The 24,391-nt window shown below is 66.8% G+C and carries 17 protein-coding genes; 9 read left to right on the top strand and 8 right to left on the bottom strand.

The window, feature by feature from the left end; genetic code table 11:
* The 4 genes from ACWEKS_RS44910 to ACWEKS_RS44925 form a co-directional block, all read left to right on the top strand.
* The coding region (locus tag ACWEKS_RS44910) for an ATP-binding protein (RefSeq protein WP_452345800.1) at positions 1 to 1,716 on the top strand (1,716 nt) is incomplete at its 5' end.
* A 657-nt stretch (positions 1,717 to 2,373) separates the two neighbouring features.
* On the top strand, positions 2,374 to 3,153 hold the full coding sequence (locus ACWEKS_RS44915; RefSeq protein WP_452345801.1) for an NAD(P)-binding protein: 780 nt from the start codon (positions 2,374 to 2,376) through the stop codon (positions 3,151 to 3,153).
* Positions 3,150 to 4,385, top strand: a complete 1,236-nt coding sequence (locus ACWEKS_RS44920; protein WP_452345802.1) for an NADH:flavin oxidoreductase — start codon at positions 3,150 to 3,152, stop codon at positions 4,383 to 4,385. Before ACWEKS_RS44915 ends, ACWEKS_RS44920 begins: the two co-directional genes overlap by 4 nt.
* 200 nt (positions 4,386 to 4,585) lie before the next feature.
* A complete protein-coding gene (locus tag ACWEKS_RS44925; RefSeq protein ID WP_452345803.1) occupies positions 4,586 to 5,437 on the top strand; it encodes an SDR family oxidoreductase in 852 nt (283 codons plus the stop codon).
* A 262-nt stretch (positions 5,438 to 5,699) separates the two neighbouring features.
* Here the strand turns inward: ACWEKS_RS44925 and ACWEKS_RS44930 are convergent, their stop codons facing one another.
* The 7 genes from ACWEKS_RS44930 to rhaI form a co-directional block, all read right to left on the bottom strand.
* Entirely contained in the window at positions 5,700 to 6,203 is a 504-nt protein-coding gene (locus ACWEKS_RS44930; RefSeq protein WP_452345804.1) for a thioesterase family protein, read from the bottom strand.
* 268 nt (positions 6,204 to 6,471) lie between these two features.
* Positions 6,472 to 7,113, bottom strand: a complete 642-nt coding sequence (locus tag ACWEKS_RS44935) for a LutC/YkgG family protein (protein ID WP_452345805.1) — start codon at positions 7,111 to 7,113, stop codon at positions 6,472 to 6,474.
* Entirely contained in the window at positions 7,110 to 8,573 is a 1,464-nt protein-coding gene (locus tag ACWEKS_RS44940; protein WP_452345806.1) for a LutB/LldF family L-lactate oxidation iron-sulfur protein, read from the bottom strand. The genes ACWEKS_RS44935 and ACWEKS_RS44940 overlap by 4 nt, the downstream gene beginning before the upstream one ends.
* Positions 8,570 to 9,298, bottom strand: a complete 729-nt coding sequence (locus tag ACWEKS_RS44945) for a (Fe-S)-binding protein (RefSeq protein ID WP_452345807.1) — start codon at positions 9,296 to 9,298, stop codon at positions 8,570 to 8,572. The genes ACWEKS_RS44940 and ACWEKS_RS44945 overlap by 4 nt, the downstream gene beginning before the upstream one ends.
* Positions 9,295 to 10,740: a rhamnulokinase gene (locus ACWEKS_RS44950; RefSeq protein ID WP_452345808.1), complete on the bottom strand. Its 1,446-nt coding sequence runs from the start codon at positions 10,738 to 10,740 to the stop codon at positions 9,295 to 9,297. Before ACWEKS_RS44950 ends, ACWEKS_RS44945 begins: the two co-directional genes overlap by 4 nt.
* A 29-nt stretch (positions 10,741 to 10,769) precedes the next feature.
* Complete coding sequence (locus ACWEKS_RS44955; RefSeq protein WP_452345809.1) at positions 10,770 to 12,815, bottom strand: bifunctional aldolase/short-chain dehydrogenase; 2,046 nt, start codon at positions 12,813 to 12,815, stop codon at positions 10,770 to 10,772.
* 2 nt (positions 12,816 to 12,817) lie between these two features.
* A complete protein-coding gene (gene rhaI, locus ACWEKS_RS44960) occupies positions 12,818 to 13,984 on the bottom strand; it encodes an L-rhamnose isomerase (protein WP_452345810.1) in 1,167 nt (388 codons plus the stop codon).
* A gap of 145 nt (positions 13,985 to 14,129) precedes the next feature.
* Here rhaI and ACWEKS_RS44965 point away from each other — a divergent pair, with 145 nt between their 5' ends.
* On the top strand, positions 14,130 to 15,128 hold the full coding sequence (locus ACWEKS_RS44965; RefSeq protein ID WP_452345811.1) for a LacI family DNA-binding transcriptional regulator: 999 nt from the start codon (positions 14,130 to 14,132) through the stop codon (positions 15,126 to 15,128).
* Between the two features lie 174 nt (positions 15,129 to 15,302).
* On the opposite strand, the gene ACWEKS_RS44970 is transcribed toward ACWEKS_RS44965, so the two are convergent.
* Positions 15,303 to 16,175, bottom strand: a complete 873-nt coding sequence (locus ACWEKS_RS44970; protein ID WP_452345812.1) for a substrate-binding domain-containing protein — start codon at positions 16,173 to 16,175, stop codon at positions 15,303 to 15,305.
* A gap of 659 nt (positions 16,176 to 16,834) precedes the next feature.
* On the opposite strand from ACWEKS_RS44970, the gene ACWEKS_RS44975 reads away from it, so the two are divergent.
* From ACWEKS_RS44975 to ACWEKS_RS44990, 4 genes are all read left to right on the top strand, one after another.
* A complete protein-coding gene (locus ACWEKS_RS44975) occupies positions 16,835 to 18,118 on the top strand; it encodes an MFS transporter (RefSeq protein WP_452345813.1) in 1,284 nt (427 codons plus the stop codon).
* Positions 18,119 to 18,140: 22 nt separating this feature from the next.
* Positions 18,141 to 20,627 carry a family 78 glycoside hydrolase catalytic domain gene (locus ACWEKS_RS44980; protein WP_452345814.1) on the top strand — a complete coding sequence of 829 codons (2,487 nt, stop codon included), beginning with the start codon at positions 18,141 to 18,143 and terminating at the stop codon, positions 20,625 to 20,627.
* The gene (locus ACWEKS_RS44985) at positions 20,627 to 22,840 is read left to right on the top strand and encodes a glycoside hydrolase family 3 C-terminal domain-containing protein (protein WP_452345815.1); all 2,214 of its coding nucleotides are present in this window, start codon (positions 20,627 to 20,629) and stop codon (positions 22,838 to 22,840) included. The genes ACWEKS_RS44980 and ACWEKS_RS44985 overlap by 1 nt, the downstream gene beginning before the upstream one ends.
* Before the next feature lie 152 nt (positions 22,841 to 22,992).
* Positions 22,993 to 23,970: a LacI family DNA-binding transcriptional regulator gene (locus ACWEKS_RS44990; RefSeq protein WP_452345816.1), complete on the top strand. Its 978-nt coding sequence runs from the start codon at positions 22,993 to 22,995 to the stop codon at positions 23,968 to 23,970.
* The last annotated feature ends 421 nt before the right edge of the window (positions 23,971 to 24,391 follow it).

A 24,391-nucleotide genomic window follows, 5' to 3' on the forward strand; every position in this document is an offset into this window, starting at 1 on the left:
GAGGTAACCGATGACTCCATGCTCAGTGTGGCCGGGATCTGCACTCGCCTGGACGGGCTGCCGCTGGCGATCGAGCTGGCCGCGGCCCGGCTCCGAACGATGTCGCCCGAGCAGATCCTGACCCGGCTCGACGACCGCTATGCGCTGTTGACTCGCGGGAGTCGTGGTGCCCCGATGCGGCAGCAGACCCTGCGGTGGTGCATCGACTGGAGCTATGACCTGTGCACACCGGCCGAGCAGCGGTTGTGGGACCAGCTGTCGGTGTTCGCAGGCACTTTCGAGCTCGATGCGGCCGAGCAGGTGTGCGGCGCCGATCCGACCGAGACGCAATTGCTCGACACCTTGTCCGCGCTGGTGGACAAGTCGATCCTGATCCGCGAGGAAACCGAGGGCACGGTCCGCTTCCGGATGCTCGAGACCGTTCAGGAATACGGCCGGGAGCAGGCCGAGGACAGCGGGAAATACCCGGAATACGTTCGACGGCATCGAGATTGGTGCGAGCGGTTGGCACTCCAGGTGGAAGCGGAATGGATCGGCCCGCACCAGTTGGCGTGGGTTGCCCGGTTGGAGCGGGAGCTGCCGAATCTGCGGAAAGCGCTGGAATTCAGCCTGTCCGAATCGGACGAGAGCGGATTGCGGATAGCCACAGCCCTGTCTCAGTTCTGGACCTTGCGCGGGCGGCTCGGCGAAGGACGTCGCTGGTGCGAGCGCGCGCTGGCTCAATCGACCGATGCACCGCCGCTGGATCAGGCCAAGGCCCGCTATGCGGTCGGCACGATGGCCGTCATGCAGGGTGACCTATCGGCTGCCATCGACAATGTGGGACAGCTGAAGACCCTGGCCGAGCAGGCGGCCGACCCGCTGGTCGCAGCCCTGCTCGCCCACGTCGAGGGAATCAACGCCTTTGCGAGCGGTGAACTGGGTCGCGCCAGTACCCTCCTGGCCGCTGCCATCGACTGCTATGAGACATGCGGCGATCTCATACTGCATGTGGACGCCCTGATTTCGCTCGGATGGGCTTACTCACTGCAGGGCGATACCGCGCGGGCCCTCGCGAGCCTCGAGAAGGCGCTGGCGATCACCGAATCCGCCGGTGAAACGATGCTTCGGTCGTGGGTGTTGTGGGCAACGGGCTTTGCCTTGTGGCGAAGCGGTGCGCGCGACCGCGCCGAACACGTATTGCAGGAGGGTATTCGAGCGGCCCGGCTGATGTCGGACCCGCTCGTCGCCACGGTCTGTTTAGAGATATTGGCCTGGATCGCGACCGAGCAACACCATGCCCGGCGCGCCGCTGTGTTGCTGGGCGCCGCCGACGCGCTGAGCCGCATCGGCGGCAGCTCTGCCTCTATGCTTCCCAATCTGCTCGTCTACCATGAGGAACTCACGCGCACCAGTCGCGAGATGCTCGGCGCGCGTACATTCGACGCGGCTCGTCAGGAAGGCGCCGCAATGAGTTTCGACGCCGCAGTGAGCTTCGCGCTCGGCGAGAGAGCCGAAGCGACCGCACCGACCCCTCATTCAGTGGGAAACCTGACCAAGCGTGAGCGCCAGGTCGCCGATCTCATTGCGCGCGGTCTGACCAACAAGGCGATCGCCACCCGGCTGGTGATTTCAGCACGCACCGCCGACGGACATGTCGAACATATCCTCACCAAACTGGGCTTCACCTCACGCACGCAGATAGCGGCTTGGGTCGCCGAGCAGTCCGAACTCTGACTCCGACAAAACGTGCTGTGACGCCATCAGTTGATGTGTCCACGGCAGCCCGCAGGGCGTGTCCCTGACGGGGGTTGATAGAGGCATGCTGAGCGTCAACTCGCAACCACGATGGCACGAGTGCGAGATCGCCATCGGACGTCTTTCCCGATGAGCGAGAAAATGCGCCATCTCGCCCGTTGTCGCGTCGTAGCCTTCCAAGCCCGGCCCCCGCGTTCGGGCGGATAGCGCGAACTGATTCTCGGTCATCCCGAACCTGCCACCGACCGGCCCGGCCCGGCAGTTGATGCGCGATGTGCTTCTGCCCAAGGCCGTCTCCGATTCGCTGTCCCATTGAGCGGAAGGGTGGCCCGGGCACGGCCGTTGCGCAGCCGATGATGAAGGAAGGGTATGACCCCGATACAGCAGATGCAGAAAGCGATCATGACACAGCGACTCGAGGGCGAGAAGGCCCTCGTCCGTCGATCCGCGATGGCGTAGACGCATCTGCTGGCCGAAGGCTACGAGAGTCGGCGCGGCCGACAACTGCTGAACCTCGGCCCGCCCTCGAATCCACGAGACATGCTCGCCCGCATGGGCGTACCACTCCCGGAAGGTAACTCATGACCGACACCGTCGTCGGCGACGTCTCCGCCCCCATTCGATCGAGAAGCCGTATTGCGCCAGGCGATCGAGGAATGCGAGGCGGCTCCGCTGCTGATGTCGATGGTGCACGTGACCGGTGATGTCGGGCTCCTCGACGAATTCGGGCCACGTCTGACCATCGAGGAACCCGGCAACCATTACCGCACCGGTACCCGCCCGGCAGTTCCGCCGGGGACCTACCCCGACGATGTCGTCGCCGATGTCCGTGCCCGTGAGGTGCTGACGCCGGATTCGGTTGCCGCGCTGGAGGTTCCGGACGACGAACTGTTTCAGCGGATGGCGATCGTCTGCACCGCGCAACGAGTGGACGCCGAATTCGTCCCGATCCTGTTGGAACAGGCCGGATTCATCAAGAACCAGCGCCGCGTTCCGGTGACGGTGACCCCGCCGCCCGACTTCGAGGTCATCGTCATCGGTGCCGGCATCAATGCCGGAATCAAGCTGGAGGAGGCAGGATTTCCGTTCACTATCTTCGAGGAACGCGACGACATTGGCGGAACCTGGCAGCGCAACACCTATCCCGGCGCGGCGGTGGACACCCCGAGTCATACACGACCACGCGGCGATGGACGTCGAACAACAGGCGCTGGACGAATACAACCGGCGTGTCGACGAAGCGCTCGACGAGACCGTCTGGGTGCATCCGGTGCGCAGGTCAACGGGTACTACCGCAATACGGCGGGGCGGGCCGTCGTCCCGTGCCCGTGGCGCCTGGTCGATTACTGGACCATGCTGCGCGCACCTCACCCCGAAGACCTGACCTTCCTACCGCATCGAAAGGCATTGTCGTGACCGAAAATTCGATTCCTGACGTACTCGCCCCGGCTCAGCTGGGACCGGTGACCCTGCGTAACCGGATCATCAAATCCGCCACCTTCGAGCACATGGCCCCCGGGGCACTGGTCAGCGATGAGCTCATCGACTTCCACCGCCAGGTCGCGGCCGGCGGAGTCGGCATGACGACAGTGGCCTACTGCGCGGTGGCGCCGGAAGGTCGCACCGAGGCCGACCAGATCTGGATGCGCGAGGAAGCGGTGCCGGGTCTGCGGCGGCTCACCGACGCTGTTCATGCCGAGGGCGCGGCGATCTCGGCCCAGATCGGTCACGCGGGTCCGGTGGCGGGTGCGAAGTCCAATGGGCTCCCCGCGCTGAGCGCCTCGCGGCGCATCAGTCCGATGGGGCCGCAGGTGACGCATGCGGCGACCGTGGCTGATATCGAGCGAATCCGCACAGCGCACGGCACAGCGACACGGCTGGCCATCGAATCCGGTTTCGATGCCGTCGAAATCCATTTCGGCCACAACTATTTCGCGAGTTCCTTCCTGAGCCCGATCCTGAACCGACGCAAGGACGCCTACGGTGGGTCCTTGCGCAATCGCGCCCGCTTGCTGCGTGAGGTCGCCGCCGAGGTGCGCGAAGCCGCCGGTAACCGCATCGCGGTAGTGGCGAAACTGAATATGGATGACGGCGTGCCCGGCGGCTTCTGGCTCGACGAGGCGATCCAGGTAGCGCAATGGCTCGAGGCCGACGGCAGTCTCGACGCCATCGAGCTCACCATCGGCAGTTCCTTGCTCAACCCGATGTACCTGTTCAAAGGCGAGGCGCCACTCGACGAGTTCGCCGCGGTGATGTCGCCGCTGATGCGGTTCGGAATGAAGCTGGCGGGCAAGTTCTTCTTGCACAACTACCCGTACCAGGATCTGTTCATGCTCGATGCCGCGCGGCAGATCCGGGCGAACGTCTCGATGCCCTTGGTCCTGCTGGGCGGCATCACCGACAAGGCCGCAATGGACACCGCGATGGCCGAGGGTTTCGAATTTGTGGCGATGGCCCGCGCCCTGCTGCGCGAGCCGGACCTGATCAACCGCATTCGCGAGGATCACGAGAAGACGTCCCTGTGCATCCATTGCAACAAATGCATGCCGACGATTTTCTACGACACGCATTGCCCGCTCGCAGGGCTGCGGACGACCACGGACGAGCCGGCTGTCATCGCCCTCACGAACCACCGGAGCCCACGGTGACGTCCATCGAAAGCCCGTCCGGCGCGGCCCGGCCGGATCGTACGGAGTCCGCGGAAATAGTGGTCGCCCGTGCTCACGAATTCTGAAGTGCCCGAGGCGGATAGGAGATCGCCCAGGGCTGGTTTCTCTCGGACCTGCCCGGTACGAACGGCCGGGCAGACGCTCTTCGATGCTGGCAACAGCGGAAAACAGGTGATTCAGTGGGCGTATACGCAGTGACGGGGTCGGCCTCAGGAATGGGGCGGGCTGTTGCGGAGAAACTGCGAGAGCGCGGGCACACCGTGCTCGGCGTCGACCTGCGGGATGCGGAGATCGTGGCCGACCTGTCGACCCCGGCCGGTCGCCGCGCCGCCGTGGACGGGGTGCTCGCCGCGGCGGACGGCCAGCTCGATGGCGCCGTACTCGCCGCGGGTGTGGGTCCGATTCCCGGGGCCGAACGCGCTCGACTGATCTACGAGGTGAACTTCCGCGGGGCCGTCGAACTTCTCGAAGGCTGGCAATCGGCCCTGGCCGCCGCATCGGAGTCGAAAGTTGTTGTGTTCGGAAGCAATTCGACGACCACCACGCCTGCGGTCCCTCGTCGAGCGATTCGCGCGCTGCTGACCGGCGACACGGACAAGGCGCTGCGGGCGGTCAGGATCTTCGGTCGGCATGCCCCGTCGATCGCCTACGCGGCATCGAAGATCGCCGTGAGCCACTGGGTGCGCCGCCAGGCGGTGACCGAGCGGTGGGCGGGACGGGGGATCCGGCTCAATGTCCTGGCTCCCGGTGCCGTGCTGACCCCACTGCTGGAAAAACAACTCGCCACCCCGGCCGAGGCGGCCGCGATCCGGAGTTTCCCGGTACCGATCGGTGGTTTCGGCGATGCCGGTGATCTTGCAGAGTGGGCGGTGTTCATGGTGTCACCGGCCGCGCGGTTCCTGTGCGGCAGTGTGGTATTCGTCGATGGCGGGAGCGACGCGTACTTCCGGGCAGACGACTGGCCTCGCTCGGTTCCGCTGCGGCGACTTCCCGGATATCTGCGGCGCTTCCGCGGTTTCGGCAAACGTTGACCGGCTGTGTCCCGTCCGTCGCGCGGGACACAGCCTATTGTCGTCACCGACGTGAGGTCGAGGGCACGTGCCTGCCCAGAGGACGTCGAATCGGTCCTGTTCTCATTCGAATTTGCTTGTGCCGCAAAGAGTTCTGCACTTCGCGTCGGTTGCAATGCTTCAATCGGTCAAGCCTGCCGGATGAGGTCCGCGCTCTGCCCGACGCGTTCCGAGGAGGCGATGATGGTCGATGCCTGTGTCGTGGTGGCGGCTCATTGCTCGATCAGCGGCGCAGGGTGATCGCCCCGCAGGTCGGTGCTGTCCAGCCCAGGTCGGCGGAGATGGACAGATGGCGATCGAATCCCGTGGCGATGTCCTGGGGCATGGGCGTGGCCTTGCGGGTTTCGAGATCGACGTGCAGCGAAAGGACTTCGAGGGTATTGGACAGGCATTCTCGCGATCGGTCGAAGAGGAATGTCATCATGTGCACGGCTTTGTCGGTCCGGCCCAGGACGCGTGTGTGCACGGAGAACTTGTCGCCTTCGCGTAGCTCGCTGTAGTACATGATGTGGTGTTCGGTGGTGAACAGGCCCAGCCTTCGGTCCGATAGGTAGGACTCGTCGACGCCGACGTTCCTCAAGAGAGCGCCCGCGCCTTTGGAGTTGTGGTGCAGGTAATGCGCGACGTTCATGTGGCCGTTGAGGTCGATGAGGTCGGCGGTGACGATGCCTTCGACTGGATTGGGAAGTGACAGGACTTGTTCGAGCGTGGGCAGGTAGGGCGCCATGGGTCCTCATGGTCGTCGTCGCAGAGGAAGTCCACGGCGCTGGTTCCCACTCAGCGGTCCCTGCGAGGCAGCGGAGCGGGGTCGGGGCGGCGGCCGACCCACCCGCAGGGTAGACCGCACGTTTCGAGGAACTCCAGCGTACGGTTGCCGTCGACGGATACGCGGTTGATCTCGAATGCCTCGGCGAAGTGACCGCACGCCGGGCACCTGCCGAAATAGTGCAGAAGTTCGCGAACGGAATACGGGTGGTCCGGGACGCTGGGGTCGCTCATGGCGTTGTCATCGCCTCTGTGGCCGCGGTGGCGGAGGGCTCGATCAATACGACGACCAGATTTCGGGGACCGTGAACGCCTTGTACACGCCGCAGTTCGATGTCGCTGGTCGCCGATGGTCCGCTGAGCAGCGTGAGAGGTCGTGTCGGAACGAGCTGGGCGAGCAGTTCCGGGACGGTGTGGACGATGTCGGCGGTGTCGACCAGGCAGATGTGCCGGTCCGGGACGAGGCTGAGTGCGCGACGTCCCTGACCGGGGCTGCCGTCGAGGGCGATGGTCCCGGTTTCGGCGCAGGCCGCGGCGGAGGTGGTGATCACGGTTGAGACGGCATCGAGCGTGGCGGTGTCCATCGTCGGCTCGTCGATCCGGGCCTCTGAGGGTGTCCATGCCGTGGGGAATCCTGGAGGTACCGCTGTGATTCGGTCAGCGGTCAGGTCCCGCAACAACGCCGAGATGTTCGGTTCGGTCGTGGTGTGGACCTCGGCCCCGTAGTCGCGCAGGCGTTCGGTGAACTGCGCGACCAATGTTGCCCGGTCGGTATTGCCGTGTTGTCGGTAGTCGCGGCTGACGCCATCGGTCGGCGCGGAGGTCGCGATGGCGGCGCGGATGCGGCGGAGCATGTCGTCGCGGGTATTCATCGATGGTTCCACCAGGTACGGAAGGTCTCTCGGGGCGGGAGCGGAAGGTCGCGCGCGGAAGTCCATCCCGACAGCGGAGGCGGCAGCCGGTCGAGGGTGCCGCGCCGATTGCGGAGCAGTCTGGCCGCGCGCAGCCGCCGGATGGCCCGGGCGAAGCGCCGTTGGCTGCGCATGATCCAGGACGTTGCGGCCATCGTCGCGGATTCCGGTGTCGGGAGGCGATGCGCGGCAGTGGTTTCCGCGCGCAGGTGCACGAGTATGGACGGGATGTCGATGCGCACCGGGCAGGCGTCGAAGCATGCGCCGCAGAGGGTTGACGCATAGGGCAGGGAGGGGTTCTCGGCCACACCGGTGAGCTGTGGGGTGAGGACTGCGCCGATAGGCCCCGGATACACCGAGCCGTAGGCGTGCCCGCCGGTGCGCTCGTAGACCGGGCACACGTTGAGGCAGGCCGCACAACGGATGCAGTGCAGCGCTTCACGTCCCACTTCGTCGGCGAGGGTGGCGATGCGTCCGTTGTCGAGCAGGACGAGGTGGAACTCCTGCGGCCCGTCGCCTGTGTGCACGCCGGTCCATAGCGAGGTGTAGGGGTTCATGCGCTCGCCGGTGGCCGAGCGCGGGAGCAGTTGGAGGAAGACCTCCAGATCGCGCCAGGTGGGGACCAGCTTCTCGATGCCCATCACGGTGATCAGGGTGTCGGGCAGCGTGAGACACATGCGGCCGTTGCCCTCGGATTCCACCACCGCGAGGGTGCCGGTCTCGGCGACGGCGAAATTCGCGCCGGACACGGCGACCTTGGCGTTCAGCATGGTTCGGCGCAGGTATGCCCGTGCGGCGGCGGCGAGTTCGGGAGGGTCGTCGGTGAGGTTCGGGTCGACGCCGGGCATGGAGGTGGTGAAGATGTCGCGAATCTCGCTGCGATTGCGGTGAATCGCGGGCACCACGATATGCGAGGGCTCGTCTCCGGCGAGCTGGACGATGAGTTCGGCGAGATCGGTTTCGTGCGCGGCGATCCCGCGGTCGGCCAGGGACTCGTTGAGGCCGATCTCCTGTGTCACCATGGATTTCACCTTCACCACCTCGGTGGCGCCGGTGGCGGCGACGAGATCGCCGATGATCCGGTTGGCCTCGGCGGCATCGGAGGCCCAGTGCACGGTTCCGCCGTGCGCGGTGACCGCGGCCTCGAGTTGCTCGAGGTGCTTGTCGAGGTTGGCGAGGGTTCGGCCCTTGATGCCTTGCCCTGCCAGGCGCAGCGCCTCCCAGTCGGGTACCTCGCCCACCACCCGTTCGCGTTTGCCGCGGATGGTGGCGGTGGCGGCGCTGATATTGCGGCGCATCTGCGTGTCGGCGACGGCGACACGGGCCGCCACCGGGAACGGGTTCTCACCCTTGAGCGGTGAATTACCGTGTGGAACAGGGATTCCCAGGAAAACGCCGCCTCGATTGCGGTGCTCGTTCATGGCGTGGCCGCCAGGATCTCGGCGAGGTGCACCGTGCGAGTTCCCGCGCGCAGCCGCGACAGGCCGCCACCGATGTGCATCAGGCACGAGGAGTCGGCGGCGGTGCAGGTGTGCGCGCCGGTGGACTGCACATGGTGCATCTTGTCGGCCAGCATGGCGGTCGACACATCAGGGTTCTTCAAGGCGAAAGTGCCTCCGAATCCACAACATTGGTCCGCAGCGGGCAGTTCGACGAGATCGATGCCCGACACGTTGCGCAGCAGGCGCAGCGGACGGTCGTCGACCCGCAGCATCCGCAGCGAGTGACAGGTGGGGTGGTAGGTGACGCGGTGCGGGTAGTGCGCACCGACATCCTCGACGCCGAGCACATCGGTGAGGAACTCCGACAGTTCCCAGGTGCGATCCGCGACGGAGGTAGTCTCCGTCGCGAGACCGGCGTCTCCGGCGCGGCGGGCGACCATCGCGTGCTGATGGCGCACCGAGCCGACGCAGGAGGCCGAGGGCGCGACGATCGCGTCGTAGCCGGTGAAGGCGTCGACGTGATTGCGCACCAGGCCCAGTGCCGCATCGGGATAGCCGGTGTTGATGTGCATCTGGCCGCAGCAGGTTTGGGCGGGCGGGACGACGACCTCGTGGCCGAGCCGTTCCAACAGCGTCACCGTGGCCTTGCCGACGTCGGGGAACATGGACTCGACCAGACAGGTGACGAAGAGCGCGATCTTCATGCGGCGACCCGCTTCTCGGTCAGCAGCGCCACGCGCTCGGCCGCGAGCCGCCACGCGGAGTCCGATCTCGGCTCGTAGTGCAGGGGAGCGTGGGTGTGCGCGACCAATCGGCGCGCGGCGGTCCAGTTGGGCAGCACACGCGCCGAAATGGCTTGGGCGAGCAAATTTCCCATCGCCGTCGCCTCGACCGGGCCGGCGGTGACCGGAAGGCCGCACGCGTCGGCGGTGAGCTGGCACAGCAAGGCATTGCGCGCCCCACCGCCGACCAGATGCACGATGTCGACACCCCTGCCTCCGGTGCTGACGACGTCGGCGACGGCTCGGGCATGGCCCAGGGCGAGGCTGTCGAACACGCAGCGCGCGAACTCGGCGGGTGTGCGCGGTGGCGGACCGTCGCAGTGGGCGGCGATGCGGGTGGTCATACCGCCCGGGGTTTGATGGCCGGGAGCCAGGTAGACCGGGTCGTCGACATCGATAACGGTGGTCAGCGCGGGCACCTCGGCGGCCTGTTCGCACAGTGTCGACCAGTCCAGACCCGGCCATTCCCGCTGGCACTCCTGCAGCAGCCACAAACCCATGACGTTGCGCAGGTAGCGGAAGCCGGAGATGCCGGTTTCGTTCGTGAAGCCGGCCGCCCGGGCGGTGGTCGACAGCAGGGGGTTGGGCCGTTCGACACCCACCAATGACCAAGTGCCACTGGATATGTAGGCGAAGGATCCGGACTCGGCAGGGATGGCGGCGACCGCGCTGGCGGTGTCGTGGGACGCCACGCGCACGACCTGGACGTCGTGGCCGCCGATCGCCTCGCGCACCGGGCCGCGCAACCCGCCCAGGACCGTGCCGGCGTTGCTGATCGGCGTGAAAATGCGCTGCGGCAGCCCGAGTCGTCGGATCAGGGGGTAATCCCAGTCCCGTTCGGCGACGCCGTAGAGCCCGGTCGTGGAAGCGTTGGTGCGTTCGGTGCCCATACGATCGGTGAGCCAGTAGCCGAGCAGATCCGGGATCATCAGCAGATGACGGGCGGTGTCGAGCCGGTGCTCCGGCTCGGCCCGCAGTTGATGGATGGTGTTGAACGGCAGATCCGCGATACCCGTGCGCTGGTAGAGGCCCTGGATGTCCACCGGTATCGGTGAACGCCAGGATGTGCGCAGATCGCGGTAGTGATACGGCAATCCCATCAGCCTGCCGTCCTTGTCGAGCAGTCCGTAATCGACGGCCCAGGAATCGATTCCGGCCGACCGCACCGGACCGGCGGCGGCCAGCCCGGCGCATGCCTGACGGTACAGGCCGGTGATGTCCCAGTGCAGCCCGTCGGGCAGGTGCACCGGCTCGTTGGCGAAGCGATGCACCTCCCGGACCGTCAGCTGTTCCTCGGTCACCACACCGTGGACGACGCGCCCGCTCGACGCGCCGAGATCGATTGCGGCGAAACTGTTCTCCACAGGCGCTTCGAAGGGCCCGCCAGCGCGGCTCATCGCAGGAACGCGGCAGCGACGCCGCTGTCGACGGGAATGTGCAGACCGGTGGTGTGCGCGAGCTCGCCGCCGGTGAGCGCGAAGACGGCATTGGCGACGTGCTCGGGCAGTACCTCGCGCTTGAGGATGGTGCGCTGGGCGTAGAACGCGCCCAGGTCCTTCTCCTCGACCCCGTAGACGGCGGCGCGCTGTGCGCCCCAACCGCCGGTGAAGATGCCCGAACCACGCACCACGCCATCGGGATTCACGCCGTTGACGCGAATGCCGTGGTCGCCGAGTTCGGCCGCCAGCAGCCGGACCTGGTGGGCCTGATCGGCTTTCGCCGCGCTGTAGGCGATATTGTTCGGCCCGGCGAACACGGCGTTCTTGCTGGCGATGTAGACGATATCGCCACCCATGCTCTGGGCGACCATGGCGCGCGCGGCCTCCCGCGAGACCAGGAACGAACCGCGTGCCATCACCGAATGCTGGATGTCCCAATCGGATTCGCTGGTCTCCAGCAGCGGCTTGGAGATCGACAGCCCGGCATTGTTGACCACCAGGTCCACGCCGCCGAACGCCAGCACCGCAGCGTCGAGGGCCGCGCGCACCGCGTCGGCATTGGTGACGTCCACGGTGACCGGGACGGCCGCGTCTGCCGAGCCGATTTCGGCGGCGACCCGTGCGGCGGCATCGGCGTCACGATCGGCGACCACGACGCACGCGCCCTCTCCCGCCAGCCGCAGCGCGATGGCCCGCCCGATGCCCGACCCGGCGCCGGTGACCAGCGCGACCCGGGTCGCCAGCGGCTTGGGTTCGGGTATGCGGGCCAGCTTCGCCTCCTCGAGCCGCCAGTATTCGATGCGGAACTTCTCCGACTCCTCGATCGGGGCATAGCGGGAGATCGCCTCCGCCCCGCGCATGACATTGATGGCATTGATATAGAACTCGCCGGCGACCCGCGCAGTCTGCTTGTCTCGCCCGAAGCTGAACATGCCGATGCCGGGCACCAGCACGATCGCCGGGTCCGCGCCGCGCATGGCCGGGGAAGCCGCGTCGGCGTGACGGTTGTAGTAGGCCGCGTAGTCCTCGCGATAGGCGGCGTGCAGCTCACGCAGCCGTGCGATCACCTCTCCCAGGGGCGCGTCGGCCGGGGTGTCGAGCATCAGCGGGCGAACCTTGGTGCGCAGGAAGTGATCCGGGCAGGAAGTGCCGAGCGCGGCGAGCTCCGAGTGCCCGGCGCGCGACAGGAAGTCCAGCACCACTTCGTTGTCGTCGAAATGGCCGACCTGGGGCCGGTCGGTCGACGCCAGACCGCGGATCACCGGAGCCAATTCGGCGGCCCGGGCGCGGCGGCGTTCGGGGGCGAGCGGCTCGAACTCCGCCACCGTCGATCCGAACGGCTCGGCCCGGCCTCGGGTGTCGATGAATTCCTGTGCGGTGCGGATGATCTCGAGCGAGTTCGCCTCGCATTCGGCGGACGTGTCGCCCCAGGCGGTGATGCCGTGCCCGCCGAGGATGCATCCGATGGCCTGCGGGTTGTCCCGGCGGATGGCCGCGATGTCGAGGCCGAGCTGGAAGCCCGGCCGCCGCCACGGCACCCAGACAACCCGGTCACCGAAGCACTCCTCCGTCAGTGCCTCGCCTTCGGCGGCGGTGGCCAGCGCGATGCCCGCGTCCGGGTGCAGATGGTCGACATGGTCGGCCTCGACGAGCCCATGCATGGCGGTGTCGATGCTCGGCGCGGCGCCGCCGCGTCCGTGCAGGCAGTAGTCGAAGGCGGCGACCATCTCGTCCTCGCGGTCGACGCCGGGGTAGACGTCGATGAGAGCCCGCAGCCGGTCGCGGCGCACCGTGGCGAGCCCGGCCGCGGTGAGGGTGCCCAGGTCGCCGCCGGAACCCTTGAGCCAGACCAGCTCGACCGGCTGGCCGGTCACCGGATCGGTGTCGAAGCCCTTGGCAGAGGTGTTGCCGCCCGCGTAGTTGGTGTTGCGCGGGTCCGCGCCCAGGCGGTTGCTGCGCTCGAGCAGTTCGCGGACGGTGTCGTTGGTGTGGTCGGTCATTGTCATGCTCCCCAGCCCGCGGCCTGGCCGCCGAGTCGTTCGTTGATGATCTTCTGCATGTATCCCGAGCGCTGGAATGCGCCGATCGGGTCGGGATCGAGTCCGATGTCCTCGCGCAGTTCCCGCAGCATCGGGCGCACGTCGGTGTTGTAGGCGTCCATCAGGATCGCGTTGGCTCCCAGGACGTCTCCCTCGCGCTGCGCCTGTGCCAGCGCGGCACGGTCGATCAGCAGCGCCTTGGCGGCGGCCTCCTGCACATTCATCACCGACCGGATCACCGCCTGGATCTTCGGCTCGATGTTGTGGCACTGGTCGAGCATGAACAGCAGCCCGGAATCCGGTCCGATGGCATCGGCGGCGGCGATCTCGTTCATGATCCGGAACAGCTGGAACGGATCGGCGGCCCCGACCATGAGGTCGTCGTCGGCGTAGAAACGCGAGTTCAGGTCGAACGCGCCGAGTCTGCCCTCGCCGAGCAGGAACGCGACGATGAACTCGATATTGGTGTGCGGCGCGTGGTGCCCGGTGTCCACCACGACCGATGCCTGGGGGCCCAGTTTCAGGCAGTGCGCGTAGGCGGTGCCCCAGTCGGGGACGTCGGTGGCATAGAAAGCCGGCTCGAACAGCTTGTACTCCAACAGCATTCGCTGGTCTTCCGACAGCCGTGCGTAGACCTCGGACAGTGCTTCGCCGAGCCTCCGCTGCCGTGTAGTCAGATCGTCCTGGCCCGGGTAGTTCAGTCCGTCCGCGAACCACAGCTTCAGATGGCTCGAACCCGTGGCGTCCATGATGTCCACGCAATCGAGCAGATGCCCGATGGCCTTGCGCCGGATCACCGGATCGGGGTGACAGACGCTGCCGAGCTTGTAGTCGTCATCCTGGAAGGTGTTGGAGTTGATCACTCCGATCGAAACTTCGTGCTCGCGTGCGTGTTCGGCGAGTTTGGCGTAGTCGTCCACAGCGTCCCACGGGATGTGCAGCGACACCTCGGGGGTTACGCCGGTGTAGCGGTGCACCTGCGCCGCGTCGGCGATCTTCTCGAACGGATCGCGCGGCACGCCGGGCTCGGCGAAAACCTTGAAGCGGGTTCCGGAGTTCCCGAACGCCCAAGACGGCAGCTCGATGTGCAGTTCGCGCAGTACCGCGCTGGGATCGGCAGGGCCTGGCATCGTCGTCAACTCCTGGATTGAAACGTTTCAGAACGATGATGAAGATAATATCCGCTCATGACGGCAGTCAATACCGTCCGGCGCGCATTCCTTGCGAGCGGTGAAAATCCACTACGATTGACACGTTTCAATGGGAGGAGCGGTTATGGCGGCGAGCATCAAGGACGTAGCGCAGCGCGCGGGTGTCTCGCTGGGCACCGTCAGCAACGTGCTCAATCGCCCCGACCAGGTGTCTCCTCGCACCCGGGAGCGGGTCCAGCGGGCTATCGCGGAAACCGGGTATGTGCGCAACGATTCGGCACGCCAGCTCCGCGAGGGGCGCAGTCGCACCCTGGCCATGGTGGTGCTCGACATGGCCAACCCCTTCTTCGCCGACGTCGCACACGGCGCCGAGGAGGAAGCCGCCGCGCACAACGCGATGCTGGTGCTGTGCAACAGCGCCGATGATTCGGTTCGCGAGCGCAGGCATCTCGAACTCATCGCCGAGCAGCGCATGCGCGGTGTGCTGATCACACCGGTACTGGGTGACGGTGAACAGGCCCTGGAGACGCTGGCCTCTCAGGGGATTCCAGCGGTGCTGGTGGACCGTCGGAGCGGTCGTCCCGATCGGTGCTCGGTATCGGTCGACGACGTCCTCGGAGGACGGCTCGCCGTCCGGCACCTGCTCGACCTCGGTCATACGCGGATCGGGTTCGTCGGTGATCCGGCAGGCATCACGCAGGTCGCGGACCGCCATCGGGGCGCAGCCGAAGCCATCGCTGAATCGGGGGCGCACATGGACGTGATTCCCACGGCGGCAATGACTTTCGAGGCGGGACGGGACGCCACCGAAGCCCTGCTGGACCAGGCGGACCGGCCCACCGCACTGTTCTGCGCGAATGATCTGCTGGCGCTTGGCGCATTGCAAGCGCTGACCCTGCGCGGCAAATCCGTGCCCGGCGATATGGCTGTAATCGGCTACGACGACATCGATTTCGCGGCCGCCGCGGCCGTACCGCTCTCCTCGGTCCGGCAACCCCGCGCGGAACTCGGGCGCACGGCGGCGCGATTGCTGCTGGAGGAAGCCGATAACGCCGACGGTCATCGCCATCAGCACGTGGTGTTCATGCCCGAACTCGTCACCCGGCGATCGACTCTCGGCTGAGCCCCTCGTATGGCGCGGTGAGCTCCGTGCGGACCCTCGGGCCGCCGTGTCCGGGCGCGAGGCGGTAACGACTATGCCGCGTGGACGGTTCGCCGGGGGCTGACGCCGCCATCACTTCCGGCCCCGAGAATCGTTGCTCAGGCAGCTCACCGGCCCGGGACGGAATGGGCTGCTTCAGCCCGCCAATGTCGACTCGCGGGCAGTGAGCGTCACCAGGTGGGCGTGTGAGGATGAGGTTTGCGGGTTTTCGTGGAGGAGTTGATCCACCAGGTGCCGAGCCATGGCGATGTGGTCGATCCGGATGCTCGACAGGGTGGGGGCGAAGGCGGCGGCCGTTGGGCTGTCACCGTGGCCGACCACGGCGATGTCGCCGGGCACCGACAAGCCGGCGCGCAGGGCGGCTCCGACGACGGCCGCGGCGGTGTCGTCGTCGAATGCGACCACGCCGGTGACGCCGACGCGCCGCCAATCGCGGATCGCCGCCGCGGCCGAGGCGGCGTGATCGACGGTGTGCGCCAGCAGTGGCGCGAGACCGAGCCGCGTGGCGGCGTCCTGCGCCTGCGCGGTGCGGTCGGCCACTGCGGTGCGACGATTCGGATCGCTAGGAGCCGCGAATCCCAAACGGTGATGGCGGCATTCGTGCAGATGCTTCACCTGAAGCTGGGTTCCGATGAGGGTCCCCGGCCAGTCGTCGCCCGGTATCGTCAGGAACCGCTCGACACCCGCGGCGTGCAGGCTTGCGGCGTCGTGCTCGGCGAAGGTCCCCAAAGCGAAGGTGCGCACCGCATCCGGTGACCGCCAGTTCCGTGCGACTCCCCGGGCGGGTTGAATCTGGGTGAGCAAGCTGTACCCCGAATGTTCCAGCATCCGCTCGGCTTCCGCCAGGCAGGCCGAAACGACCGGATCCAGGGCGCGGGAGGGAAGTACCAGGAGCAGGACCCTGCACGCCGCCTGGCGAGCCGCAGTCCGTCGTGCGCTCGATCGGAGTGCGCCGTCGACGGTGCGGCAGTAGCGATCCGCGTATGGCTGAGGCGCGGCGTCACTCATCGCGGTGACCCCGCTTCGGTTCGCGGTGGGCCAGCCGGAACTGTCTCGCGTACGCGAACCGGTCCAGGGCGACACATTGTTACTCCTCCGGGCGTCGATGCGTCGGGGACAACCGTATGAAACGTTTCATTCACCTGTCGTGAATGAGACCGTAACACTCCGATTCGGCCGTGACAACCCTCACGGAACTGGGGTTTTGCGATGAATTTGGGCCGTTATTCGGGGTTTTGGTGAACGTGGAGCCGAAAAGGTGACTCGATGTGACTCTCACGCGATCGTACTAGCGCGAGATAGTTGATCGTGGCTTCCACATGGCGCTCGAAGGCCCACGGATGTGGCGGCATTCGAAAGATTCAGGAGAAGTCGGTATCGAGTACCGGGAAGGCGAGGGCGCCCCTGTGGCGCACCGCGGTGATGCTGTCGGCGGTCGCGATGGGTGGCCTGCGCGTTGTCGGCGGGAATGATGGAACCCGTTTCGGCCCATACAGATTCGGCAGGATCGACCGGGCCCACCGCCGAGGAGCTGTACGCGGCGACGAGCCGATCGGGCGCATTCCTTGCGCTGGATTACGGTCCGCCCGTACTATCGTGTGAACTAGCACGCAATAGTGCTGTCTATCTGGGCTTTTAATCTCCGAAATTGGTATGGTTACGTGAAAGTGGAATCCTCCGAAGAGTTGATCGCCGACCGATTGCCGGGTGCGCCCGCTGTGCTGGAACCGGTCGACGGCGCGTTCATCGGTCTGATGGTCGGCGCTCAGTTCGGGGTCTTCCTGGCGTTCATCACCCCTTTGGCCATCTCGTTGTCGATGAAGCTCGATCAGCTGGCCCCGGGGCACGAGCAATACCTGGGATACGTCACCGGCGCGGGTGCGGTGGTGCCGTTGCTCTCCGGACCGCTGATCGGCACGCTCAGCGACCGGGTTCGCGGCCGGTTCGGCCGACGGCGACCGTTCCTGGTCGGGGGAATGTGCCTCGGCCTGATTGCGCTCGCGGTCATGGCGCTGGCCGACAGCGTGCCCATGCTCGTCGCCGGTTGGATCCTTGCCCAGGCGGGGTGGGGGACGGCCTTCGGGGTGCTGAGTTTCGTTCAGGCCGACCGGGTGCCGGAGGAACAGCGCGGCAAGGTGGCTGGACTCGGAGGTTTCGCCAGTCTGATCGCTCCGGTGGTCGGAGTCGTCCTCTCAGGCGCGCTCAAAGGCTCGAACCTGACGTTGTTCCTGGTACCCGGCGTATTGGGCGCGATCCTGTTGACGGCGTTCGTGTTTTGCGTGCCCGAGGACAGCCGCGCGCTGCCGCCGGCCGAGCCGATCAGCGTGCGGTCGCTGCTGGGCAAGTACGTCTTCGATCCACGTCGGCATCCTGACTTCTCACTGAACTGGCTGGGCCGCTTCCTGTTCTACTTCGGTCTGACCTTCAACTCCACCTACGCGGCCTTCTACTTCGCCTCCCGCTTGGGCGTGAGTGTCGACCAGGTGACCACCGTGCTCGGGGTCGCTTCGGCGGGCAGCGTGCTCGCGACGGCGGTCGGTGCGCTGGGCGGCGGCTTCCTGTCCGACCGGCTGCGGCGTCGCCGTTCGCTGGTGCTGGCGTCCGGCATCGTGTTCGCGATAGGGGCGGTGGTGATGGCGCTGTCCACGGGCATCGCGACGCTCGTCGCGGGTTCGTTCATCACCGCGGTCGGCCTCGGCATGTTCTCGACTGTCGATCAGGCGCTCGCGTTGGATGTGCTTCCCGATCGCGAGACCCAAGCCGGCCGTTATCTCGGTGTCCTCGGCTTCGCCACGTCGGTGCCGCAGTCGGTGGCCCCCTTCGTCGCTCCGCTCGTGCTCGGGTTGGGCGTCGCGGCGGGGGAGAAGAACTACGAGTTGCTCTATCTGCTGGCCGCGGCGTTCACCGTCGCGGGCGGCTTGGTGATCATGCGGATTCGATCCGCGCACTGAACAGACCGACAAGGACAAGGTAATGACATCACAATGGCGTGCGGCCTTCGTGACCGCTCCATTCGACCTCGAACCAGGCGGTGCCGCACCGTATTTCCGTCGTGAGTTCGAGCTCGAGACCGCGCCGGTGCGCGCAACCCTGCATGTGACGGGCATTGGCCTGGTCGAGCCGCATCTCAACGGGGCGCGCGTGGGCGACGAGATGCTCGCGCCGGGCTGGACGTCCTATCGGCATCGGCTCCAGGTCAGCAGCCATGACGTCACCGGGCTCGTGCAGGCGGGACCGAACGTGGTGGGCGCGGTGGTCGGTGAGGGCTGGGCGGTGGGCCGGATCGGCTATGAGCGCCGCAACCATCACTATGCCGATCGTCCCGCCCTCTTCCTGCAGCTGGATCTGGACTACGGCGATCACACCGAATCCCTCTGCTCCGGACCCGAATTCACCGCTGCCACCGGCGCGGTACTGGCCAACGGCATCTACGACGGCGAGACCTACGACGCCCGGCTGGAACCGGCGGGCTGGTCCGAACCGGGCTTCGACGCGACGGCGTGGCAGCCGGCCGCCGAGTTCGAATGGGACGCAGCGACCCTCGTGGCGCCCATCGCCCAACCGATCCGGCGAATCGAGGAACTTGCGCCGGTCGCCATCACCACCTCGCCGAGCGGCAAGACCATCGTCGACTTCGGTCAGATCCTCAGTGGCTGGGTGAGGCTCACCGTCGAGGGCACGGCCGGAGCGACGGTGGCCCTGCGGCACGGTGAATTGCTGAGCGACGGTGAACTCGACGTCAGCACCCTGCGCACCGCCGCGGCGACCGACCGCTACACCTTGCGCGGCGGCGGGCCGGAGACCTGGGAGCCGCGATTCACCTTCCATGGATTCCGCTACGCCGAAATCGACGGATATCCCGGTGAATTGAGCGCCGACTCCCTGCGGGCGGTGGTGGTACACAGCGATATGCCGCGCACCGGCTGGCTGGAAACCTCTGACGCCCGGCTGAATCAGCTGTACTCCAACGTGGCGTGGTCCATGCGCGGCAACTTCGTCGGCGTGCCCACCGACTGCCCGCAGCGCGATGAAAGGCTCGGCTGGACCGGCGATATCAACGCCTTCGGCCCGGTCGCGGCATTCCTGTACGACGTGCGCGGCGTACTCGGATCCTGGCTGCGGGATCTTGCAGTCGAGCATCGCGAGAAGGGCTTCGTGCCCTTCGTCGTCCCCGATGTTCTCACCGCGCCTTCCCCGCCCACCGCGCTGTGGGGAGACGTCGCGGTGAGCCTTCCGTGGACGCTCTACCGCGAGTACGGCGACCCGGATATCCTGCGCGACAGCTACGAATCGATGACCGCCTTCGTGCGTCAGGTCGCCGAACGGCTCGACGAGCGCGGATTGTGGAGCACCGGTTTCCAATACGGTGACTGGCTCGATCCGGACGCTCCCGAGGACCGACCCTCGGAAGCCAAGACCGATCGGCACCTGGTCGCACAAGCCTACTTCTGCAAGGTCGTCAAGGAACTCGCCCGCACCGCCAAGGTCATCGGAAAAGACCAGGACGCGCTCGAATTCACGACCCTCGCCGACCGGGTGCGGGATGCCTTCCGGCGCGAATACATCACCCCGGCCGGCCGCGTGGCGAGCGAGACGGTGACCGCTTACGCATTGGCCATCGTGTTCGATCTGCTCGAGCCGGATCAGCTGGCGGTGGCGGGGGAGAGGATCGCGGATCTGGTGGCGCGCAGCGGCTATCGCATCTCCACCGGATTCGCGGGTACACCGCACGTACTGCCCGCGCTCACCGACACCGGTCAGCTGGAAGCCGCGTACTCGGTCCTGATGGAGACAGGCTGCCCGTCGTTCCTCTACCCGGTCACCATGGGCGCGACGACGATCTGGGAGCGCTGGGACGCCATTCGCCCCGACGGCACGTTGAATCCGTCGGGCATGACCTCGTTGAATCATTACGCCTATGGGGCCGTGGCGGATTGGCTGCACCGGGTGGTGGGCGGACTGATCGGTGAGGAGCCGGGCTACCGTCGCATGCGGATCGCGCCGCGACCCGGAGGCGGGCTCACCCACGCCACATTGCGCCACACGACCGGGCACGGGGAGATCACCGTCGCCTGGCGGATCACCGGCGACGCCATGCGCGTCGAAGTCGACATCCCGGCCGGCACCGCGGCGACGGTCGAACTGCCGTGCCATCCAGACGGGCTCGCGGTGGCGATCGAAGGCGGACACCACGAGTGGGAATACACCCTGCCGGGTGTAGCCACTGTGGAGTACACGATGGACACTCCGCTGCGCACCCTCGCCGACGACACTGCGGTATGGCGTGCCTTGACCGCCGTTTTCTCCCAACACTTTCCGGGGATCCCGATCGACGGCAAGGCGCCGGAGGCCGCCGCGGTGTCCCTCAACACCATTCTCGAATATGTCCCCGGTGCGCCCGCGGACCTGAAAGCCGATCTCGTCGCGGCGCTGACGGCGGCGGAAGTGGGAGGACACTGATGTCCGATATCGACGCTCTCACACTGGAACAGAAGGCCTCTCTGCTGTCCGGTGCGGACATGTGGCGCACCAAGGCGGTCGAGGCGGCCGGTATCGAGTCGTTCGTACTGGCCGACGGTCCGCACGGGGTCCGGTACCAGGAGGGTGTGGCCGACCATCTCGGCATCAACAACAGCCTTCCGGCAACCTGCTATCCGACCGCCGCGGCGGTCGGATCGAGCTGGGACCCGGACGTCGCACAGCGCATCGGCGCGGCCATCGGGCGGGAGTGCCGGGCATTCGGCATCACGGTGAGTCTGGGCCCCGGGGTGAACATCAAGCGATCCCCGTTGTGCGGCCGCAATTTCGAGTACTACTCGGAGGACCCAGTGCTGTCCGGCGCTCTGGGCGCCGCGCATGTGCGGGCGCTGCAAGGCGAGGGCGTGGCCGCGTCGGTGAAGCACTTCGCCGCCAACAACCAGGAAACCGATCGGATGCAGGTCAGCGCCGACATCGACGAGCGAACGCTGCGAGAGATCTACCTGCCCGCCTTCGAAACTATAGTGAAACAGGCGAATCCGGCGACGGTGATGTGTTCCTACAACCGTGTCAACGGAATCCACGCCTCACAGCATCGCTGGCTGCTGACCGACGTGCTGCGCGAGGAATGGGGATTCGGCGGCGTCGTGGTCTCCGACTGGGGCGCGGTCCACGACCGCGTCGCGGCGCTCGCCGCCGGACTGGATCTGCAGATGCCCGGCAGCACGGGTGATGACGCGACGGTCGCCGCAGCAGTCCGGGCGGACGAGCTCTCGGCCGAGGTCGTCGACATGAGCGTGCGCAGGCTCGCCGCTTTGGCCGCGCGAAAGCAGCCTCCCACCGGAGGTTTCGATGTCGATGCTCACCATCGGCTCGCCCGGGAACTCGCCGCGGAGTGCGCCGTCCTCCTCAAGAACGACGGCGCGGTGCTCCCGCTGACGGAAGCCGTCGGCTCGATCGCGGTGGTCGGAGCCTTCGCGGCTCAGCCGCGCTTTCAGGGCGGGGGCAGCTCGCACATCAACCCCACACGCGTGGAGACGGCCCTCGAAGCCATCCAGGCGTACGCCGCGGAGCACGGTCACGCGGTGGTGCACGCCGCCGGGTTGGAAGAAGGCGCGGTCACCGTTGCCGCCCGCGCCGACGTGGCCGTCGTTTTCGCCGGTCTCGCGGAGAAGGACGAGTCGGAGGGATTCGACCGCGCGAGCATCGAATTGCCCGTCGAGCAGGTGGCGCTCATCCGTGCCGTCGCGGCGGTGGCGACGCGGACCGTGGTGGTGCTCTCCCATGGCGGCGTGGTCTCGATGGAGGGCTGGCACGACGACGTCGACGCCATCCTGGATGGCTGGCTGCTGGGCCAGGCCGGTGGGGGCGCGATCGCGGACCTGCTCTTCGGGGTCACTGCGCCATCCGGACGTCTCGCAGAGACGATTCCGATGCGGCTGCAAGACAATCCGTCGTATCTGAACTTTCCGGGCGAAGCCGGGCACGTGCGCTATGGCGAGGCCACGATGGTCGGCTACCGCTACTACGAGACCGCCGAGGTGAACGTTCGCTACCCGTTCGGCCACGGCTTGACCTACACGCGCTTCGCGGTGTCCGGTCTCGAGGTGCTCAGCGACGGCGACGACGCCGCGACCGTGCGCGCCACCGTCACCAATATCGGTGACCTGCCAGGCAAGTACGTGCTGCAGGTGTATGTGGCGACCGAGGCCGGTCAGGTGCGTCGCCCGGTGCGGGAACTGCGCGCGTTCCGCAAGGTAGCTCTGGCCCAAGGCGAATCGACGACGGTGGAGCTGACCTTGGACCGGCGTGCGTTCGCCTACTACGACATCGTCCGAGGCGATTGGGCGATATCCAGCGGTGAGTATGCGATTCAACTCTGTGACGATGCCTCCACCGTGATCGCGGAACACTCGCTTGTGCTCGCGGGTGACCTTCTCGCCCGGGAGCTTTCACTCGATTCGACCGTCGGCGAATGGTTCGGTCATCCGACAGTGGGGCCCGCGCTCGTCGAATCGCTGGGTGCGGGGCTGTCCGACGAACAGCGGCAGCAGGCCGAACAGGGCATGGAGATGCTGAAGATGGTCGAATCGATGCCCATGCGGCAGCTACTGGATTTCCCCGGGGTCGACATCCCGGGGGAGACCCTGCGGTCACTCATGGAACTCAGCAGATCCGCGGCGCCGGTGGTGTGAGTTCCGAGAGTCGCTCACGTCGGACTCGGGGCTACCGTCGGCCCCGGTGAGCGGCAGGGGTGCGAGGTACTGCGAGCGCTTCCCTCTCGCAGTACCTCGCACGTGCTAGCGTAAGTTTGGCTGGCCAATGCGTTTTCGGGAGGTGAATGTCGGTGCCGCCGGCGAAACAGCGGGTCACCGCGTCCGATGTCGCCCGCTCGCTCGGGCTGTCCCGGGCGACGGTGGGCTTCGTGCTGAACAACACTCCCGGGCAGACGATTTCGGAGAAGACGCGCAAGCGAGTGCTGGCCGAGGCCGACCGGCTCGGCTACCGGCCCAATCGCGCCGCGCAAGCGCTGCGCCGCGGTCGGAGTCATCTGATCCTGTTGGTCCTACCGGACTGGCCGAGGGAATCGGCCATGGGCGAATTCCTCGACGAGCTCGCCACGGTCCTCGACGAGGCCGGCTATTCGCTGGTGACCGACACCCGCCGGACCGGCGACAACAAGGCTCGTCCCCTCTGGGAGTCGCTGGCCCCGGACGTTGTCATCGGTTTGGCGAATTTCGGTCCCGCTCAACTGGATTCGCTGCATGCCAGCGGAGTCGGCCAGATTCTGACCGGGGCGCTGGGAGATTCGGAGTCAGCGACCGCGGGCACTCGAGTACAGGTTCGGTACCTGCATTCTCGCGGCCATCGCCGGCTGGCGTTCGCCGCACCTCGGGATGAGCGCCTCGGCGATCTGGCCCAAGCCCGAATCGCAGCCGCCCAAGCGGAAGCGGCTGCGCTGGGACTCGAGCCTCTCGACGTGGCCGCGGTCGAACAAGCCGACGGCTCGGCCGATCAAGCGGTGCGGAACTGGCGGGACGCCGGTGTCACGGGTGTAGTGGCCTACAACGACATCAGCGCGGCGGTGGTGGTCGGTGCCGCGGTTCGCGCTGGCATCGGCGTCCCCGCGCCGCTCGCGGTGATCGGTCACGACGACACCAGGCTCGCGGACACTTTCGTGCCGTCCCTGTCCAGCGTCCGGATGGATGCGGTAGCCCTCGGTCGGCAGGTCGCGGAGCTCGCCCTGCATGCGGCGGGGCACCTGCCTGTCCCTCCGGATCCGGTCTCCCCGGAGTTCACCGTGGTGCGGCGCGAGTCCGCCTGATCACGGCTTCTCCATTCGGTATTCGTTCCCACGTGAGTGAAGTCCGTAGGAGCACTAGTACGAGCTAGTGAGACGCGCTACCGTGCGGTTGGCCGAGCGGCCAGTCGGGGGCGCTCGGCGCAGCTTCGCGTGCTCACAGTTGACGGGCCACAGTCACTTACGCCGCCGAAGCAGGAGAGCAAGGGCCTCCAGGATCGCCGGACGATCCTCGGGCTTCATGTCCCTCATGACGATCAATCGTGACGCTGTCGATCGGTGATCTTGACGGCGCCCGCGACGGTCGAGACTCCGCATAGGTGAAATCTGACGTCGTGGCACTGATTGACAGATAGCGTCCCGGGGAGTGGTGGACTTCGGATCAACGGCGTGAACGCGTAGCGATCAACGAGTCGTAGTGGATTCTAGCCGATCCCGACACCAG

Source organism: Nocardia sp. NPDC004711 (assembly GCF_053601595.1).

Bases quoted from the DNA above. Each gene is read 5' to 3' on its own strand.
- ACWEKS_RS44930 (WP_452345804.1), bottom strand. From the start codon at position 6,203: ATGGCGCCCTACCTGCCCACGCTCGAACAAGTCCTGTCACTTCCCAAT.
- ACWEKS_RS44935 (WP_452345805.1), bottom strand. From the start codon at position 7,113: ATGAATACCCGCGACGACATGCTCCGCCGCATCCGCGCCGCCATCGCG.
- ACWEKS_RS44940 (WP_452345806.1), bottom strand. From the start codon at position 8,573: ATGAACGAGCACCGCAATCGAGGCGGCGTTTTCCTGGGAATCCCTGTT.
- ACWEKS_RS44945 (WP_452345807.1), bottom strand. From the start codon at position 9,298: ATGAAGATCGCGCTCTTCGTCACCTGTCTGGTCGAGTCCATGTTCCCC.
- ACWEKS_RS44955 (WP_452345809.1), bottom strand. From the start codon at position 12,815: ATGACCGACCACACCAACGACACCGTCCGCGAACTGCTCGAGCGCAGC.
- rhaI (WP_452345810.1), bottom strand. From the start codon at position 13,984: ATGCCAGGCCCTGCCGATCCCAGCGCGGTACTGCGCGAACTGCACATC.
- ACWEKS_RS44965 (WP_452345811.1), top strand. From the start codon at position 14,130: ATGGCGGCGAGCATCAAGGACGTAGCGCAGCGCGCGGGTGTCTCGCTG.
- ACWEKS_RS44970 (WP_452345812.1), bottom strand. From the start codon at position 16,175: ATGAGTGACGCCGCGCCTCAGCCATACGCGGATCGCTACTGCCGCACC.
- ACWEKS_RS44980 (WP_452345814.1), top strand. From the start codon at position 18,141: ATGACATCACAATGGCGTGCGGCCTTCGTGACCGCTCCATTCGACCTC.
- ACWEKS_RS44985 (WP_452345815.1), top strand. From the start codon at position 20,627: ATGTCCGATATCGACGCTCTCACACTGGAACAGAAGGCCTCTCTGCTG.